This is a genomic window from Acinetobacter sp. SFA, assembly GCF_001647535.1.
GTDB classification, from domain to species: Bacteria; Pseudomonadota; Gammaproteobacteria; order Pseudomonadales; family Moraxellaceae; genus Acinetobacter; species Acinetobacter pecorum.
In genome coordinates this window covers 44,277-61,476 of record NZ_LSZI01000001.1, presented here as the reverse complement: position 1 = coordinate 61,476, position 17,200 = coordinate 44,277, and the positions used below count along the sequence as shown (strand labels likewise).

General features: G+C 42.4%; 14 protein-coding genes. 7 read left to right on the top strand and 7 right to left on the bottom strand.

All coding sequences use genetic code 11. The annotated features are described in order from the left end of the window. The first annotated feature begins 3 nt into the window (after positions 1-3). From AY607_RS00255 to sohB, 7 genes are all read left to right on the top strand, one after another. Positions 4-1,536, top strand: a complete 1,533-nt coding sequence (locus AY607_RS00255) for a pyridoxal phosphate-dependent decarboxylase family protein (RefSeq protein WP_064101393.1) — start codon at positions 4-6, stop codon at positions 1,534-1,536. Positions 1,537-1,708: 172 nt separating this feature from the next. Beyond that, the gene (locus AY607_RS00250; protein WP_064095491.1) at positions 1,709-3,058 is read left to right on the top strand and encodes an MFS transporter; all 1,350 of its coding nucleotides are present in this window, start codon (positions 1,709-1,711) and stop codon (positions 3,056-3,058) included. A gap of 461 nt (positions 3,059-3,519) precedes the next feature. Then, on the top strand, positions 3,520-4,551 hold the full coding sequence (locus AY607_RS00245) for a substrate-binding domain-containing protein (RefSeq protein WP_064095490.1): 1,032 nt from the start codon (positions 3,520-3,522) through the stop codon (positions 4,549-4,551). Positions 4,552-4,655: 104 nt separating this feature from the next. Then, complete coding sequence (gene pstC, locus AY607_RS00240) at positions 4,656-6,035, top strand: phosphate ABC transporter permease subunit PstC (RefSeq protein WP_064101392.1); 1,380 nt, start codon at positions 4,656-4,658, stop codon at positions 6,033-6,035. Continuing rightward, positions 6,035-7,426, top strand: coding sequence for a phosphate ABC transporter permease PstA (pstA, locus tag AY607_RS00235; protein WP_064101391.1), 1,392 nt, complete (start codon positions 6,035-6,037; stop codon positions 7,424-7,426). Before pstC ends, pstA begins: the two co-directional genes overlap by 1 nt. A 14-nt stretch (positions 7,427-7,440) precedes the next feature. Continuing rightward, entirely contained in the window at positions 7,441-8,352 is a 912-nt protein-coding gene (gene pstB, locus AY607_RS00230; protein WP_064095487.1) for a phosphate ABC transporter ATP-binding protein PstB, read from the top strand. 545 nt (positions 8,353-8,897) lie between these two features. Further along, complete coding sequence (sohB, locus tag AY607_RS00225; protein WP_064095486.1) at positions 8,898-9,860, top strand: protease SohB; 963 nt, start codon at positions 8,898-8,900, stop codon at positions 9,858-9,860. A 132-nt stretch (positions 9,861-9,992) separates the two neighbouring features. Here the strand turns inward: sohB and AY607_RS00220 are convergent, their stop codons facing one another. The 7 genes from AY607_RS00220 to AY607_RS00190 form a co-directional block, all read right to left on the bottom strand. Then, entirely contained in the window at positions 9,993-10,589 is a 597-nt protein-coding gene (locus tag AY607_RS00220) for a DUF1269 domain-containing protein (protein WP_064101390.1), read from the bottom strand. 345 nt (positions 10,590-10,934) lie between these two features. Beyond that, positions 10,935-11,570 (bottom strand): DUF2238 domain-containing protein, encoded by a 636-nt coding sequence (locus tag AY607_RS00215; protein WP_064101389.1) that lies wholly within the window; start codon positions 11,568-11,570, stop codon positions 10,935-10,937. A gap of 88 nt (positions 11,571-11,658) precedes the next feature. Further along, complete coding sequence (purB, locus tag AY607_RS00210) at positions 11,659-13,047, bottom strand: adenylosuccinate lyase (RefSeq protein WP_064101388.1); 1,389 nt, start codon at positions 13,045-13,047, stop codon at positions 11,659-11,661. A 54-nt stretch (positions 13,048-13,101) separates the two neighbouring features. Beyond that, complete coding sequence (gene hflD, locus AY607_RS00205; RefSeq protein WP_064101387.1) at positions 13,102-13,833, bottom strand: high frequency lysogenization protein HflD; 732 nt, start codon at positions 13,831-13,833, stop codon at positions 13,102-13,104. Positions 13,834-13,840: 7 nt separating this feature from the next. After that, on the bottom strand, positions 13,841-14,980 hold the full coding sequence (gene mnmA, locus AY607_RS00200; protein ID WP_064095481.1) for a tRNA 2-thiouridine(34) synthase MnmA: 1,140 nt from the start codon (positions 14,978-14,980) through the stop codon (positions 13,841-13,843). Positions 14,981-14,984: 4 nt separating this feature from the next. Next, the gene (locus AY607_RS00195) at positions 14,985-15,470 is read right to left on the bottom strand and encodes an NUDIX hydrolase (RefSeq protein WP_064095480.1); all 486 of its coding nucleotides are present in this window, start codon (positions 15,468-15,470) and stop codon (positions 14,985-14,987) included. Positions 15,471-15,763: 293 nt separating this feature from the next. Further along, positions 15,764-16,969: an alpha/beta hydrolase family protein gene (locus AY607_RS00190; RefSeq protein ID WP_064095479.1), complete on the bottom strand. Its 1,206-nt coding sequence runs from the start codon at positions 16,967-16,969 to the stop codon at positions 15,764-15,766. Between the last annotated feature and the right edge of the window lie 231 nt (positions 16,970-17,200).

The window sequence follows — 17,200 nt, the reverse complement described above, 5'->3', positions numbered from 1 at the left end:
TTCATGGTAGATTTTGCAGAACATCGTAAAGCGTTACTCTGCAATGATGCTGCATCCATTGCTGACTATGAGTCAGCAATGGAACAGGCGACCAAAGCGGTTGCAGCATGGTTGCAAGACGACAAAATGTACCCAGGCGGTAGCATTAAGGAATTGCGTAGCGCAATTTCTTTCAAGCCTTCTCAAGAAGGTATGGGCCTCCAGAAGTCTTTAGAGCGTATGGTTGAGCTATTCCTCAACAAAAGCCTGAAAGTACATCATCCGCATTCTCTAGCGCATTTGCACTGTCCTACCATGGTGGCAAGCCAGATTGCAGAAGTGCTGATTAATGCAACTAACCAGTCAATGGACTCTTGGGATCAAAGCCCAGCGGGTTCTTTGATGGAAGTTCAGTTAATCGACTGGTTGCGTCAAAAAGTGGGTTATGGTTCAGGTCAGGCAGGGGTATTTACTTCTGGTGGTACACAATCGAACCTGATGGGTGTATTGCTGGCACGTGATGCCTGCATCGCAAAAAACTGGAAAGACGAAAACGGCAATCCGTGGTCTGTTCAGCGTGATGGTATTCCTGCGGATGCAATGCGCAACGTCAAAGTCATCTGTTCTGAAAATGCACATTTCTCTGTGCAAAAGAACATGGCCATGATGGGCATGGGCTTCCAGTCTGTTGTAACTGTTCCTGTGAATGAAAATGCACAGATGGACGTAGATGCACTAGAAAAAACCATGGCGCACCTTCAGTCTGAAGGTAAAATCGTGGCATGTGTGGTTGCGACTGCAGGTACAACGGATGCGGGTGCGATTGATCCGCTGAAACAGATTCGTGAAATCACTAATAAATATGGCGCGTGGATGCATATCGATGCGGCATGGGGTGGTGCGCTGATCCTGTCGAATGAATATCGTTCAATGCTAGATGGTATTGAATTATCTGATTCGATCACGCTTGATTTTCATAAGCATTACTTCCAGACCATTTCTTGTGGCGCGTTCCTGCTGAAAGATGAGGCGAATTATCGTTTCATGCATTATGAAGCTGAGTATCTGAACTCCGCTTATGATGAAGAGCATGGCGTTCCAAACCTGGTATCGAAGTCTCTGCAAACGACTCGTCGTTTTGACGCGTTGAAATTGTGGATGACCGTTGAAGCACTTGGTGAAGAGTTATATGGTTCAATGATTGACCATGGCGTAAAATTGACGCGTGAAGTGGCAGACTATATCAAGGCAACTGATGGTCTGGAACTTCTGGTCGAGCCGCAATTTGCATCAGTTCTGTTCCGTGTAGTTCCAGCAGCTTATCCAGCAGAATTTTTGGATGCCCTGAACCAGAACGTAGCAGACGAATTGTTTGCGCGTGGTGAAGCGAACATTGGTGTGACGAAAGTGGGACAGGTTCAGTCTCTGAAAATGACCACTTTAAGCCCGGTTGCAACGCTTGATAACGTGAAGAACTTGCTGGCATTGGTGCTTGCAGAAGCGGATCGAATCAAGGATTCAATCGCTGATGGCACTTATACGCCACCCATTGCATAAGTGATTGTGGTGTGAAAAAAGGAGATCGAAAGATCTCCTTTTTTTATAATTAAATTTTAGTTTTAGAGGCCAGGATCAAACTAGCCTCAATATATAAATATACCTTTTAAGTCTTTGCTGCGTGTTTTTCAAAATAATAAGCTATTCAAAATAAAATGGAAAACTCGGAAATATGGAGCAAAATATACAAGAAAAATCACTCATCAAAACGGTGATTGATCAAAGAATTTCTAAGTATCAGTGGATGGTCATTGCACTTTGTTTTCTGATTGCATTATTTGATGGTTTTGACACCCAAGCTGTTGCATTTACTGCACCCGCCTTGCTAGTACACTTTGACTTAGAAACAGGTGCATTAGCACCGATTTTAACTGCAGGTATCGTCGGAATGACGATAGGTGCAATGCTCTTAGGACTAGTAGGGGATAAATTAGGACGTCGAAAAACATTAATCATATGTACGGCCATTTTTTCTCTAGCAACTATATTTATTGCGTATGTGACGAGTGTTGATCAAATATTAGTATTGAGATTTATTGCTGGATTGGGGATGGGTGGAGCGACACCTGTGTTGCTTGCATTGGCTGCCGAATATTCTCCGCAACGTTTCAAAGGCACAGTTACTACAGGCGTTTTGTTAGCCTTGCCAGCAGGGGCAATGTTAGGTGGCTTACTGGCTGCCAAGATTTTGCCAGTGCTAGGTTGGCAAGGGATCTATTTGATTGGCGGTGGATTCCCGTTGCTATTGCTGTTTGTCATGTATTTCTTGTTGCCTGAATCTTTGGAATATTTAGCGCAAAACAATAAAAGTTCCTCTTTGAGATCAATTCAAAAAATTCTCAATAAAATTTCTCCGGGGATTGGCGAGATTAAAGTCAAAGACCTACTTCAGCCAAATAAGACACAACAACAAAAAGCCAAGTTGGCGATCTTGTTTCAAAATAATTTGGCTCGTACTACCATTGGCGTATGGGGTACTTATTTCTTTAACTGGATTGCGTGGTTTATGTTGTTATCGTGGTTGCCGACTGTATTGAAACAGGCAGGATTGGCACCGGAAAATGCGCCTTATGCATCCGTTACAGTAAATGCTGCCTTTATCTTATTTGCCTTGCCATTAGCTTATTGGCTACCTAAAGTAAATACAGCTAAAATTCTCACTTTTATGCTAATTACAGGATTGGTGATCGTCGCTGGTTTAGGTTTATTTATTGAAAGTAATCAGTGGGGCTATATCTTCGCTTTGATTGCATTGGCAGGATTTGGAATTGGCGGTCAGCAGTTGGCTTTGAATTACCTGGTGGTCGCTGCATATCCAACTCAAGTTCGAGCAACTGCCACAGGGTGGGCAATTGGAATGGGCCGTATGGGTGCAATTTTAGGATCAGCCATTGGCGGAATTGTACTCACGCAATATGGTGTTTCAGGTTATTTTTATGCGCTTGGCGTACCTCTATTATTGGCTCTCTGCTGTGTCTTCCTGATTAAATATCGCATTCCAAAGGTTCAGGTAGATGCATAATATTTTTGTATAAAATTAGATTGAAATTCTGTATTTAAATAAAAAGGAGATCGAAATGATCTCCTTTTTTTATGGGCTTTAAAAAAACAAAAAAGGTCATTTCCCAGATCAAAATTCACCACAAAAATCCAGAAGGTCTGAATCCCGTTTAGCCTGTTATTTATTTGTCATAGGCTTATGTAAAACTGAGGAGCAGGATTTATCTTGGGTTCGGGTTTATAAAAAATGTTACATGTCATCGGTCTAAATTTTTTATTGAACTGAATGATATAAAGAACTTAATCATTGAAATCCATAAAAATTTAATCAAGAAAAAACCGCTAGATTAAAAATCACTAAATCGTAATAAAGCTGTAACTTATCTGTCATATTCTAAAATCAAAATGCAGGTATCGAAAGAAGTACAAAACTGAATAAAAAGTGGTGTACTCCAAATTTGCATAAATGAGAGAGATACTAGAATGCGCTTTACAAATTTAGCTTTAGCATTAGCAGTAACCGGGGCAGCTGCTGTAACGACTGCACATGCAGCTCGTGACACCATTCAAATTGCAGGTTCTTCAACTGTACTTCCATATGCCAGTATCGTGGCAGAAGAATTCGGTAATACTTTTCCACAGTTTAAAACACCAGTCGTCGGTTCTGGCGGTTCTTCAGGCGGTTTAAAGCAGTTCTGTAATGGTGTAGGGGATAATACCATTGATATCGCAAACTCTTCTCGTCAAATCAAAAGTACTGAACTGGCAGAATGTAAAAAGAATGGCGTTAATCAGGTATTAGAAATCAAAATCGGTTACGACGGTATTGTATTTGCGTCAAATGCCAACAAAGCTGCTTATAAACTGCGTCCACAGCATGTCTTCGCTGCACTTGCTGCAGAGCTTCCATCCAATGGAAAAATGGTTGCTAACCCTTATACGCGTTGGAACCAGATTGATAAAAACCTGCCGAATGAACCGATCACACTGGTAATCCCGGCTTCGAATCATGGTACGCGCGAAGTCTTCCAGGAGAAAATGGTGGATGCAGGTTGTGAAACGTACGCTGCAATTAAGTCTCTAGACAAAGATGCCAAGAAAAAAGCCTGTTCTACATTCCGTAAAGATGGCCGTGTAGTTGAGATTGCCGGTGACTATACCGAAACATTGGCACGTTTGAAAACTTCTCCAAGTGCGGTGGGTGTGTTTGGTTTAGGTTTCTATGACCAGAATCGTGACCGTCTGCGTGTTGCGACGGTGAACAATGTAGCACCTTCTGAAAAGACCATTTTAAATGGTGCTTATCCGGTATCCCGCCCACTGTTCTTCTACGTTAAAGGTGAACACTTAAAATCAATCAAAGGCTTACCGCAGTTTACTGAATACTTCCTGAACAAAAAAGTGTCTGGCAAAGGCTCTAAGCTGGAAAAAGCAGGTCTGATTTCAATGTCTGATAAAGAACGTGCAGCAGTTCTGGCAAATTTCAAGGCGGGTAAAGTGGTTGTAGTGAAGTAATCACTGATTTTGAAAATGCTGGTGGTAGGGTCAACCTGCCATCGGCTTTTTGCGATAAACAAGTTTTTTCAAACCATTAAAATTGAAAAAACAGTGGAGAATACATGAATCTGCTACTTATAGGTGTGTTATTGGCCATCATGGCCATAGCCTATCAAATCGGATTAAGTAAAAGCCGTAACTTAGCAGGTAAGGGAAGCAATTCTGCAAACTTACACTCGCGTCCCGGATATTATGGTGCCCTGGTTGCACTATGGTGTGGTATCCCTGCGTTTTTAATTTTGATTGTTTGGAACATGGTTGAGCCAAGTTTTCTGGAGCAGGTGGTACTTAAGCATTTGCCAGAAAATGTTTCGGCCAGTCTGGATTCGGCAAGTCTGAGTGTTGTCATCGATCGTGTTCAGGCACTAGCTTCAGGTTTTGGGGTGAGTGATACCCCTGCAGCTTATGAGGTCGCAGCGGCAGAACAGCTGGCTAAATTTTCAACCATCGGTACCTTTGCCAAACTGGCAGTAGTGATTTCGGCAGCGCTGGCTGGTCTGGTCTGGGCCAAGAAACATATTAGCCAGGAATTTCGTGCGCGTAACCAGGTCGAGAAAATGATTAATATCGGCCTGGCATTGTGTTCTGGTGTGGCAATTCTGACCACCCTCGGGATTGTGATGTCGATGTTTGGCGAGGCGATGCGCTTCTTCAGCTTTGTCAGCCCACTGGATTTCTTCTTTGGTACCGAATGGAACCCGGGTTTTAGTACCTCAGGCAGTGCTGAGGGCAGTTATGGTTTATTGCCATTGTTATGGGGCACGCTCATGGTCAGCGGGATCGCACTTCTGGTTGCGGTTCCAGTTGGCCTGATGATTGCGATCTATCTGGCAGAGTATGCCTCACCGAGATTCCGCTCTTGGGCAAAACCAACCATTGAAGTGTTAGCGGGTATTCCTACGATTGTCTATGGGGTCTTTGCCTTGATGATTATCGGTCCATTCCTTAAAAGCATGGGTGCTCTGGTTGGACTCGAAATTAATGCCACCAGTGCGCTGACAGCCGGTCTGGTCATGGGTATCATGATTATTCCGTTCGTATCTTCTCTGTCAGATGACATTATTACTCAAGTACCACGTGCTTTACGTGATGGTTCTTTGGGTTTGGGTGCCACCAAATCTGAAACGATCCGTCAGGTGGTTTTACCTGCAGCCTTGCCCGGTATTATTGGTGCGTTCCTGTTGGCAGCGTCACGTGCGATTGGTGAGACCATGATTGTGGTCCTGGCAGCCGGTAACAGTCCGCAGCTGCATGCCAATCCGCTTGAAGCCGTATCTACGGTTACGATTACCATCGTCAATCAGCTAACTGGTGATACTGATTTTGCTAGTCCGCAAGCACTGGTGGCCTTTGCACTAGGATTGACGCTATTCGTCATTACCTTAGGTTTGAACATTGTTGCACTGATCATCGTGCGTAAATATCGTGAGCAATACGACTAATGAGTACTTCAAATACAATGCCTGTGGATCAGCGTATTGATCCATCCGTCGCTGCCGAGCTGCGTGAAAAGCGTAAGAAGACCATTCAAAGCTCTTTGGCACGACGTCATCGTAAAGAAAAAACCTTCCGTCTATTTGGTTTCTCTGCGGTACTTGCAGGTTTGTTCTTTGTGGTATTGCTGTTCGGTAGCATTTTGTCCAAAGGTCTTCCTGCATTCTGGCAAAGCAGTATGAATTTGCCGATCTATTTCGATCCTGCCATTGTGAATATTGGCCCGAAACCAAAGCCTCTTGCAGGAGAATCTCCGGCGCAGTTTGAAGATCGCTTTATTGCATGGCAGACCGAAGTGGGCATGGTGGATTGGGATGCCCTGATTATCAACGGCATGATTGCCAAAGACCGCAAGCTGGAAAGTCAACGTGATGAACTGGGTTCTATATATACTAGCTCGGAAGCTTACCGTTTGCGTGACATGGTTATGAAAGATCCAGCTCTGGTCGGTCAAAGCAAAGAAGTGAAAATTCTGGCTGATGCTAATGTTGATGTCTGGTTAGCTGGAAATATTGACCGTGATCTTCCAGATGAACAGCAGCAACTAAGTCCTGAAGTACGTCAGGTGGCGGATGAAATGAAAGCCGCTGGTGTAATCGAGAATAGTTTCAATACCAATATTTTTACTAGCCCGGATTCGCGCAGTTCGCCGGCAACTTCCGGACTGGCAGGTGCCTTCATGGGCTCGCTGTTCATGATGATGATCGTGATCTTTATCTCGATTCCAATCGGGGTAGCCTCTGCGATCTATCTGGAAGAATTTGCACCGAAAAACTGGATTACCGATGTCGTAGAAGTCAATATCAACAATCTGGCAGCCGTTCCCTCAATTGTCTTCGGTCTGTTGGGTGCAGCAATTTTCATTGGCTGGATGCATTTGCCACTCTCAGCACCATTGGTGGGTGGTCTGGTTCTGAGTCTGATGACCTTGCCGACCGTGATTATTACCACACGTGCATCACTTAAAGCTGTTCCACCTTCGATTCGTCAGGCAGCTTTAGGACTCGGCGCTTCCCGTATTCAGACAGTATTCCATCATGTATTGCCATTGGCTTTGCCGGGTATTTTAACGGGCGCAATCATCGGAGTTGCACAAGCTTTGGGTGAAACAGCACCATTATTATTGATCGGAATGAGTGCTTTTGTTGCCAGCGTTCCAGCTACTCCATTTGATCAGTCAACGGCTTTACCGGTGCAGATTTTCTTATGGCAAGGCAATGAATTGCGTAACTTCTTTGAAGGTCGTACTGCAGCGGCAATTATTGTACTTCTGGCCATGATGATCAGCTTGAACAGTCTGGCTATCTGGCTACGTAAGAAATTTGAAGTCCGTTGGTAATAGGGGGCAGAATCATGAACACAACTATTATTCAAAATTCCTTAGAAAAGGATCAATCCGTGAATTCACAACAGACACAATTTAGCTCGGATGAGGCGACCCAAAAGCCGACAACTCCGTTTGTTTCCCAGTTCGATACGCAAAGCAGCAAAAAAGATGTAAAGGCGACGAATGTGAAACTTAGTACTTCCGATGTGCATGTGTACTATGGTGAAGCGGAAGCGATTAAGGGTATTGACCTGAACATTTATGAAAATGAAGTGATTGCTTTTATTGGGCCCTCAGGCTGTGGTAAATCAACCTTCCTGCGTACCTTAAATCGCATGAATGACACTATCGACAGTTGTCGGGTGAGTGGTAAGGTTATGCTGGACAATCAGGATATTTATGATCCAAACCTGGATGTGGTATTGTTGCGTGCCCAAGTCGGTATGGTGTTCCAGAAGCCGAATCCTTTCCCGAAATCAATTTTTGATAACGTAGCATATGGCCCGAAACTGCACGGTTTAGCACGTGACAAGTATGATCTTGAGGAAATTGTTGAAGGCAGCTTGCGTAAAGCCGGTTTGTGGGAAGAAGTGAAAGACCGTTTGAATCAGCCGGGAACAGGTTTGTCAGGTGGTCAGCAGCAGCGTCTATGTATCGCACGTACAATTGCAGTATCACCTGAAGTGATCCTGATGGATGAACCCTGTTCAGCTCTTGATCCTATTGCAACCGCTAAAGTGGAAGAGTTGATTTCTGAGCTGTCTACGCAATATACCATCGCGATTGTAACTCACTCCATGCAACAGGCTGCACGGGTTTCTGACCGCACTGCGTATTTCCATCTGGGTGATCTGATTGAAGTCAACTCGACCGAAAAAGTCTTTACCCAGCCAGATCATCAGTTGACTGAAGCCTATATTACAGGGCGTTTTGGTTAATTATTACTTTCTGAAAAAAGAGCTATATAGCTCTTTTTTTATCTCTGGACAGAATGAATGTATATAGAATAAAGGAATAGGGTCATTAAATTTTGGAAAAATAAAGAGAATCTAGTTTTTCCAAAATTCCTTTAGCCTACTAAATTTTAGAAAATGGCAGAGCTACCAAAAAATAAATATGGAAAAGGTTGTACAGTCTATGGAAATGATAAAAAAGATGTCAGTCTTTCTGATGTTGCTGATTACGTTGAGTGTAATCGTAGGTGGTTTATAGCATCAACTGTAAAAGGACAGCATATTTTATTTGGATCTGCTTGCTGTATGGGATAAGTCTGAATCTCTATATAAATAAGACAAAACAGCACAAAGCTTTATATGCGAATTATGCCCTGTTAGTGGGTATGATTGCCAAGACCGACTATCAGTAGGAAATAGGTTTTTTGTAATACTAATCAATTAAGCAACAATATTGTATTGAAAAAAACATAAATTGACCTAATCTAAAGTAAGAAGCCCGAACTAATTAAATAGAGAACTGATTTTTTATGTTATTTCATACTCCAAAACTGTCCGCTGAAATCCGTATTAGTCATCTCAATGCGCGTATCAATGAACAAAGAAAAAAAATAGCGCAAACTACTGGCTCTAAACTGGAACTTTTACAGTTGTCACAACAACTGTCAAAAGAGGCGCGTGCGCGTAAGAAAACCAATCAGAAAATCTATGTACTCGATTTTAAAGGTGATATGGCTGCTTCCGCAGTAGAAGGTTTGCGTGAAGAAATCACTTTGATTCTCGCCACTGCCAAAGCAGGCCGTGACCGTGTTGTGGTGCGTCTGGAAAGTCCAGGCGGTATGGTGCATGGTTATGGACTTGCTGCAGCGCAACTGGTGCGTTTACGTGAAGCAGGTTTTCATCTGACCATCTGTGTCGATAAAGTAGCCGCTAGTGGTGGCTATATGATGGCATGTATCGCTAATGAAATTATTTCGGCGCCTTTTGCAATTGTGGGTTCAATTGGAGTGGTTGCTCAGGTACCAAATTTTAACCGTCTGTTGAAAGATAACAAAATTGACTTTGAACTCTATACCGCAGGTGAGTACAAACGTACTGTGACTATGTTCGGTGAAAATACCGAAGAGGGTAAAGCCAAGTTTGAGGAAGAATTGCAGCAAACCCATGCTTTATTCAAACATTTTGTTGAGAAGTATCGCCCGCAGCTCAATATTGAAAAAGTAGCAACTGGGGAGCATTGGTATGGTCGGGATGCGCTGGATCTTAATCTTGTTGATACCCTGCAAACCTCGGATGAATACTTGCTTAATGTGTTAACTCAGCATGATATTTATTTACTGCAGACTCGCAAGAAACCAACTTTGGGTGAAAAATTGGGCCTGCAAGCAGCGCAAATTGCTGATTCACTTGTGCCGACTGTCATGAATAAAGTCATGGAAAGCTTAAGCAAAGCCAATGCAAACTTGGTACAAATGCGTGATCCAAAACTGTAATCATTGGTTATAAAAGTTAGTGAATAAAAAAAGCTCATATTCTGTGAGCTTTTTTTATCTATACAATAATGTCCTGCATTGAAGATGTAATCACAGGATATTGATTCAAGATTGGACTATCTGTTCGCCGGGTTATTTGGACAGATGGAAGCGGGATTTAAGAGCTTCCCATTTTGCTTGACGTCTTGCTTTGTGTTCAGCCTTTTTTTGTTCTTTTAGGGTTACATTGGCGATACGCTGCGATTCATGCCAGGCTTCAACGCTCGCTTCAATTTCTGATTGCACATCATCAAAACTCCAGCGATAAATGGTCGCACCGGTTTTGTCAAATAAAGCATCAATAAAATCTTCAGATTCTTCATAAGCATCAATGAGCAAGCCTGTGCTTTCTTCAGGTAAGGCTTGGCTGATTTTTGTCAATACAGCCATATCGTCCTGCTCATGATTAATGTCATAAGACTCACCGAGTAATGCACCCGCAGTAAAGCCTAGAACAATCCCGAGTGGGCCGCCTAATATTCCAATTAAGGCACCAAGCAGGCCTCCGCCTACCAAGCCGCTATCCTGCCTAGGATCTAATTGTTCTTCAATTTTGAAATTTCCATTTTCGTGACGTTTGAGAAGGGTAATTTCGTTAATATTTTGGATAGGTGAATTTTTTAATTTATTAAAACCTTCAAAGGCTTTTGAGGGTTCATTCCATGTGATCAGAATAATATTGTGAGCCATTTCTTATTACCTAGTTTTAATTATTCGATATCGAAGATCATACAATCTCAGGTCTATTAAATGGGTTAATTTTTGTTGATATTAAGGTGTGTTTAGTTATATATGATCATGTATAGTCAAATAAGGAAAATGATGTCCTGGTTTTACTTTTATCTTGCTCAGAATTAAATTGAATTAATAAAGTTAAAATTTTATTTTAACTTTCCATTAATAGAGCATTTTATTATCAGGGAGTCTCCTATAAATATTTTTATGCTAAAAATTAATATCAATTTTAAGTCAAATTTAATTGTGGAAAATAAAATTCTATATAAATGATTTTTTTAATAAAATTAGAAGATAGTGTCAGGAAGACTGTTTATCCGACTGTATTAACATGATGCTACCTGTGATTATGGCACCAATGGTTGCAAGTAACATATCTTTATGTGCATCCCAGATATCGCCTTGCTGTCCATTATAGTTTTCCGCATCCTCTGCAGACAGACGAATAGCAATGAACCATTCAAGCCATTCATAAATCAGGCTGCCGGCCATCACAAATTGAATAACCAAAAGAAAAATCGTGAGTGGTTTCTGCTGTGGAATCCAGACTTGAAACAAACGATAAAAAACAGGATAAAGTAATAATCCGTAGGCCAGGTGAACAAAACGGTCAAACATATTGCGTGACCAATGCATTGTTTCATTCAGATTAAAACCAAAAATTTGCTCAATCCACTGGTTATATGGCACATAAGAATACAGATAATGGGCTGCCACCACATGGATCAGCAGAAAAAGAATATAAAGATTAAAACTGAGAAAATTTATTCCAATCTTATATAAGCAGAGGAGTAGCATCAGCACCATAAAAACTGTGCCCGCTTGATGGAGCAAATATGACTCTATTTCTAAAGGTTGAATGCTGGCCACTATAACTGCGATTGCCAGAATCGCTAAACTGACAAAATGCTTGCTACTTAATTGATGATCTATCATCGGCGTCTTATGCAATTATTTTAAACTGATCATAATTATAAATAAAAAAGCGAAGCCGGAGCTTCGCTTTTAGTCTTAATCGTCTGAATTAAATTTTAGCGATCAAGTCCTTAATTTGTTTTGCCTGATCTGCAGCATTACCTGTGTAAGTAGCAGGAGTCATTTCTGCTAAACGCGCCCGCTCAGCAGCAGGAACAGCTTCCAACTCGTTACCATTTACGAAATCAACCATCATGTCGCGAGTCATGGCTTGACCACGAGTAAGTGCTTTTAGTTTTTCGTACGGTTTTTCAACGTTGTAACGACGCATTACAGTTTGAATTGGTTCAGCCAATACTTCTTGTGCATTGTCCAGATCTTCATTGATCCGCGCAGCGTTCAACTCAAGTTTGCCAATACCTTTTAAGCACGCTTCAAACGCGATTAAGCTCTGCGCAAAACCAACACCCATGTTGCGAAGCACAGTAGAGTCAGTCAGGTCACGCTGCCAGCGAGAAATTGGAAGTTTTTCACCTAAGTGGGCAAGTACAGCATTGGCAAGCCCTAAGTTACCTTCAGAGTTTTCGAAGTCAATCGGGTTCACTTTATGTGGCATGGTTGAAGAACCGACTTCGCCATCTTTCAGCTTTTGCTTGAAGAAACCAAGCGAAATATAACCCCAAACATCACGGTTAAAATCGATCAGGATTGTGTTGAAACGACGAAGCGCATCAAACAGTTCTGCCATGTAGTCATGTGGCTCGATCTGAGTGGTGTATGGGTTGAAATCTAGACCCAAAGACTCTACAAATGCTTGTGAATGCGCAGGCCAGTTGATGTCTGGGTAAGCAGAGTAGTGCGCATTGTAGTTACCGACTGCACCATTGATTTTGCCCAGTAGCTCAACATTTTTGAACTGTTTGATTTGGCGTGCAAGACGGTAAGCCACGTTCGCCATTTCTTTACCCAAAGTCGTCGGGCTTGCAGTTTGACCGTGAGTACGAGACAACATTGGCTGGTCTGCATGTTTTTCAGAAAGCGCAACGATTGAATCAATGATTTGCTGCATAGATGCAACCAGTACATCACGACCACTTTTCAGCATCAAGGCATGTGACAGGTTGTTAATATCTTCAGACGTACATGCAAAGTGAATGAATTCACCGGCATTTTTAAGTTCTTCAATACCAGCGATTTTTTCTTTCAGGAAATATTCAACCGCTTTAACGTCGTGATTGGTGGTGCGTTCGATCTCTTTGATGCGATTGGCATCATCTTCAGAAAAATCGCTCACAATCGCATCAAGCGCTGCATTAGTTTCGCCTGAAAACGCCGGAACTTCAGTAATTTCCGGGTGGTTTGCAAGCGCTTGTAACCAACGCACTTCAACAGTCACACGAGCATGGATTAAACCAAACTCAGAAAGAAAGGGACGTAGAGCATCACATTTGCTCGCGTAACGTCCATCTAATGGAGAAAGTGCAGTTAAAGCGTTCATATCGATTCCTTAGATTTTGGAATTAAACGTAAAACGAAACACGTGCAGCATCAGTTAAACCACCTGAAACTGTAAACGCGCTAGATTCTGAATATCTTGTAGCAACTTGCGTTTGCCAAATACCATGCCCCAAGAGCTGCCACCGAGCTGACGCCACAGGTGTGCCATTTGCAAACCGGTAAATAAAGACGCACGAATGCGATTGGTGTGTCCGGCATCTTTAAAGGCTTCGGCATTGCCACGTACCATAATGCGCGGATTAATCTGTCCGGCAGTATCGACATAGGTTTGAGCTAGATTGGCAATGATGCTGGGGTGCAGATAATTATTATCAAAGAAAGAAAGCTGTCTGAGAATTTTCTGTTGGGACTGTTCAATAATTTCAACAAATTTGGGATTGCTATAGACCTTCTTTTCTAACTGAAGAAGTGCCATTGCATAGGTCATTGGAAGTTTTGTACTGGAAAGTTTTGGAATTCTGGATTTGGGGGAAGTGTTGAAGGGCTGAATCAGGCTGCTTTCTAATGTTTTTAAACCTAAGGAAACATCGGCCAACTGGTTAAAAAAGTCTAATGTCTGGGCGTTCTGATTGCTGCCGGGGCGGATATTAAGACTGGCTTTAATTAACTGTTCAAAATAGAAGTTACCACTTTCACCAATGCTTTGCTGACCTGTCACCGCTGTCATATGGGTTAGCTGGGTGGCCTGAAACACACCCGCTAATGCCAAAGCACGATTTTGACGAGTATTCAACGTTGTGGCTGGTTGAAATGGTAACTCCGTCATGCCGAATTCATCCTTTTATAAAATCAGGTTTAGGCGCATTGGTATGATGAATCACACCACCCCCTAAACAAACTTCACCTGAATAGAACACTACGCTTTGACCTGGGGTCACCGCACGTTGAGGTTCATCAAACTCAACACGAACACCATTCGGCGCTTCTGAATCTTGATACACAGTACATGCCTGATCAGTCTGACGGTAACGGGTTTTGGCTGTGCAACGGAAACCTGTTTCAGGAATATCCTGCTCACCTGCCACCCAGTCAATTGCCTCACTCCAAAGTGTAGTACTTTGCATGAGAGGATGTTCATGGCCTTGGCCGACCACCAGACGATTGCCTTCGATATCTTTATGCAATACGAACCAGGCGCCTTCAGCAGCTCCTTTCATACCGCCAATACCAATGCCACCGCGTTGACCGAGCGTATAGTACATTAAGCCGTGATGATCACCAACCTCTTTACCGTCTTCCAGTACGATTTTTCCGGGTTGAGCGGGTAAATATTGCTTCAAGAAGTCATTAAAACGACGTTCACCAATAAAACAGATCCCAGTCGAGTCTTTTTTCTTGGCCGTAACCAGATCTAATTCTTCTGCAATTTTACGGACTTGTGGCTTTTCAATTTCGCCAACAGGGAACAGAGTCTTATTAATTTCACGACCATGGACAGCATGCAGGAAGTAAGTCTGGTCTTTGTTATTGTCCACACCACGCAGTAGCGGTGCATATTCTTCACCACGTGAGTTGGTCATGGTTTCACCACGACGACAATAGTGACCTGTCGCAATAAAGTCTGCACCCAGGTTCACTGCATGATCGAGAAAGGCACGAAATTTAATTTCTTTATTACATAAAATGTCTGGGTTAGGCGTACGTCCGGCTGCATATTCTGCCAGGAAATGCTCGAAGACGCGATCCCAGTATTCCATCGCGAAATTGGCAGTATGCAGTTTAATCCCGATCTTGTCGCAAACGGCTTGTGCATCGGCAAGATCTTCCATTGCCGTACAGTATTCTGTGCCGTCATCTTCTTCCCAGTTTTTCATGAAAAGACCTTCAACCTGATAACCCTGTTGAAGTAGGAGTGCTGCAGACACAGATGAATCTACACCACCAGACATACCGACGATGACACGTTGTTGCATAGGATTAGGCATCCAAATTTGAAATTAAGGGAGAATTTTGGTGCTCGTAAATGAGCGATAAAGGATATTTTTGACCTGAAAGTGCATCTTGCACGGCTTTAATTACCAGTGGGCTACGTGCGCGAGCAGACTCAATCAGTTCATCAAGCGTCATCCACACTGGACCGACAATGCCTGTATCTAAAGTGGCATTCGGATCATAGGCGATGGAATTGGCCAAGAAACAGAAACGGTAATAGGTGCGGTCAGGGAACATCGGTGGAGTATAGGTATATATACCCAACAAGTGTTTTACTTCCACGGTATGACCTGTTTCTTCCATAGTTTCACGAATGGCAGCTTCAATAATGCTTTCACCACATTCGACATGACCTGCTGGCTGATTAAAAACTGTGTGCATCACACCTTCAGCATGTTCTTCTACAAACAGGAACTTTCCGTCTTTTTCAACAACAGTTGCGACAGTGACGTGAGCAGTCCAAGCGGTCATAAGGCAGCACCATGGAAAAGGATGCACTATTGTATAAAATTTTGGGGTGTGTGGCTATGTGAAGGGCAGGATTTCTTTGATTCTGTAAATAATCGAGATTTTAAAAAGGAATCGAGCGGTATAAATAAAGGAAAAACATTAAAATTCTCGCTATTAAATAAGGTTATAGGCTGACACCTGGCTGAAATATGCGAAAATGTGTTTGTAAAAAAGCCCCTTTGAAAAAGGAGCTTTAATATATTTTCAATCGCATCTATGCATTGAGCTCTGACTAGACGGCTCAATACTTTATATTATTTTAGATTACAGTTACTTTGAAATTTCCCTTGGTCCACAGAATTAATAAAGTTGCCAATCAGGGTGGGACTCTGTCTTAGGGAATCACGATGATCTCCACCTTTAACTTCATGGAATTCGATAGGTTTTTTCATTTTACAAATTTGCTGAAAGTAAGCATAAGTTCCACGAGGATCGACCAGTTGATCTTTATCACCTTGTACCAGCATCACAGGTACGGTAGGGATCATATTTTCAATTGACTGTTTTTTTAGATAGGTAATCAAAGGTGTCAGATTGGCATCGGGCTTGAAAACTGTTTTGGGCGCTTGCTTTAAGTCATCTTGCAATTCTGACAAACAACGACTACGTGCAAAAGTAAGAATTTTATTCATCTCGGGGCTAACGAGATTCGTAGGGTTAAGCGTTGGATCTGCTGCTTCAGCACCTAAAAGAACAATAGGAAAAAACGAAGCAACACTCGATGAAATCTGTGGATGAGTTTTTACATATTCAGCAATTCCCTGATATTGATACCCTCCTGGCGCAAGAGCAATTGCTCCCCGAAGCTTGAATTCTGGTGCATATTTTTGCCCATGTGCGGCTACCATAATAGTGGCAGCACCACCTTGGCTATGTCCCATGACATACCAGTCTTTACTAAACTGATAGGGCTTTAAAAAATGGGCCGCTCTTACAGCATCCACTACAGTATGCAACTGGCTCTGGGCATTCATATAGGGATGTAAGGTGGGCGTACCTAAACCTTGATAGTCGGGTGCGACTACTGCATAACCACGCGCAAGCCAGGCATTTAGGGCCGTTGCTGCAATTTGCTGGTAGACATGTACTGGCCCGCCCACATAATCCTCAGAGGGTGCACAGGTATCGGCCACCCCAGTTGTACCATGAGCCCAGGCTAGTACAGGCCAGCCTCCTTTGGGTGCCTTGCCTTTAGGCAATAAAATGAATCCAGAAGTGACGATAGGCTCGGCATTTACTCCACGACTGCGATAATTAATTAAAAACCGTTGTGAAGCATTGGTAAAGAGATCGGGAGTTTGCTCTTTTATAGACAGCAGTGTACCTGGTGTTTTTGCTGCAATATCAGAAAACAGGGTTTTATCCTGATTGGCTGGAGCGGGAGAAGCGAACACATATGCGGAACCCAAGCATATGCAGCTGACTATGGTTTTTGAAATCAGATTTTTTATTTTCAACATGGAAGTATTCTCCACTCTTACTTATATAATTTAAAATATTCTAAATCTTTAGGATGATCTAGGTGAAAATATAGACAATTTCACAATAAGTTTAAACAGTTAAATATTTATTTTTGTAAGATTTAGGCCCCTGAAATGAAGTGTCTTATATTTAATAATTTATGTAAATGAATGGATTAGATTTAATGAATTAATTATCTTTAAAGTAATAAAATGAGGGGCTGTAAATAA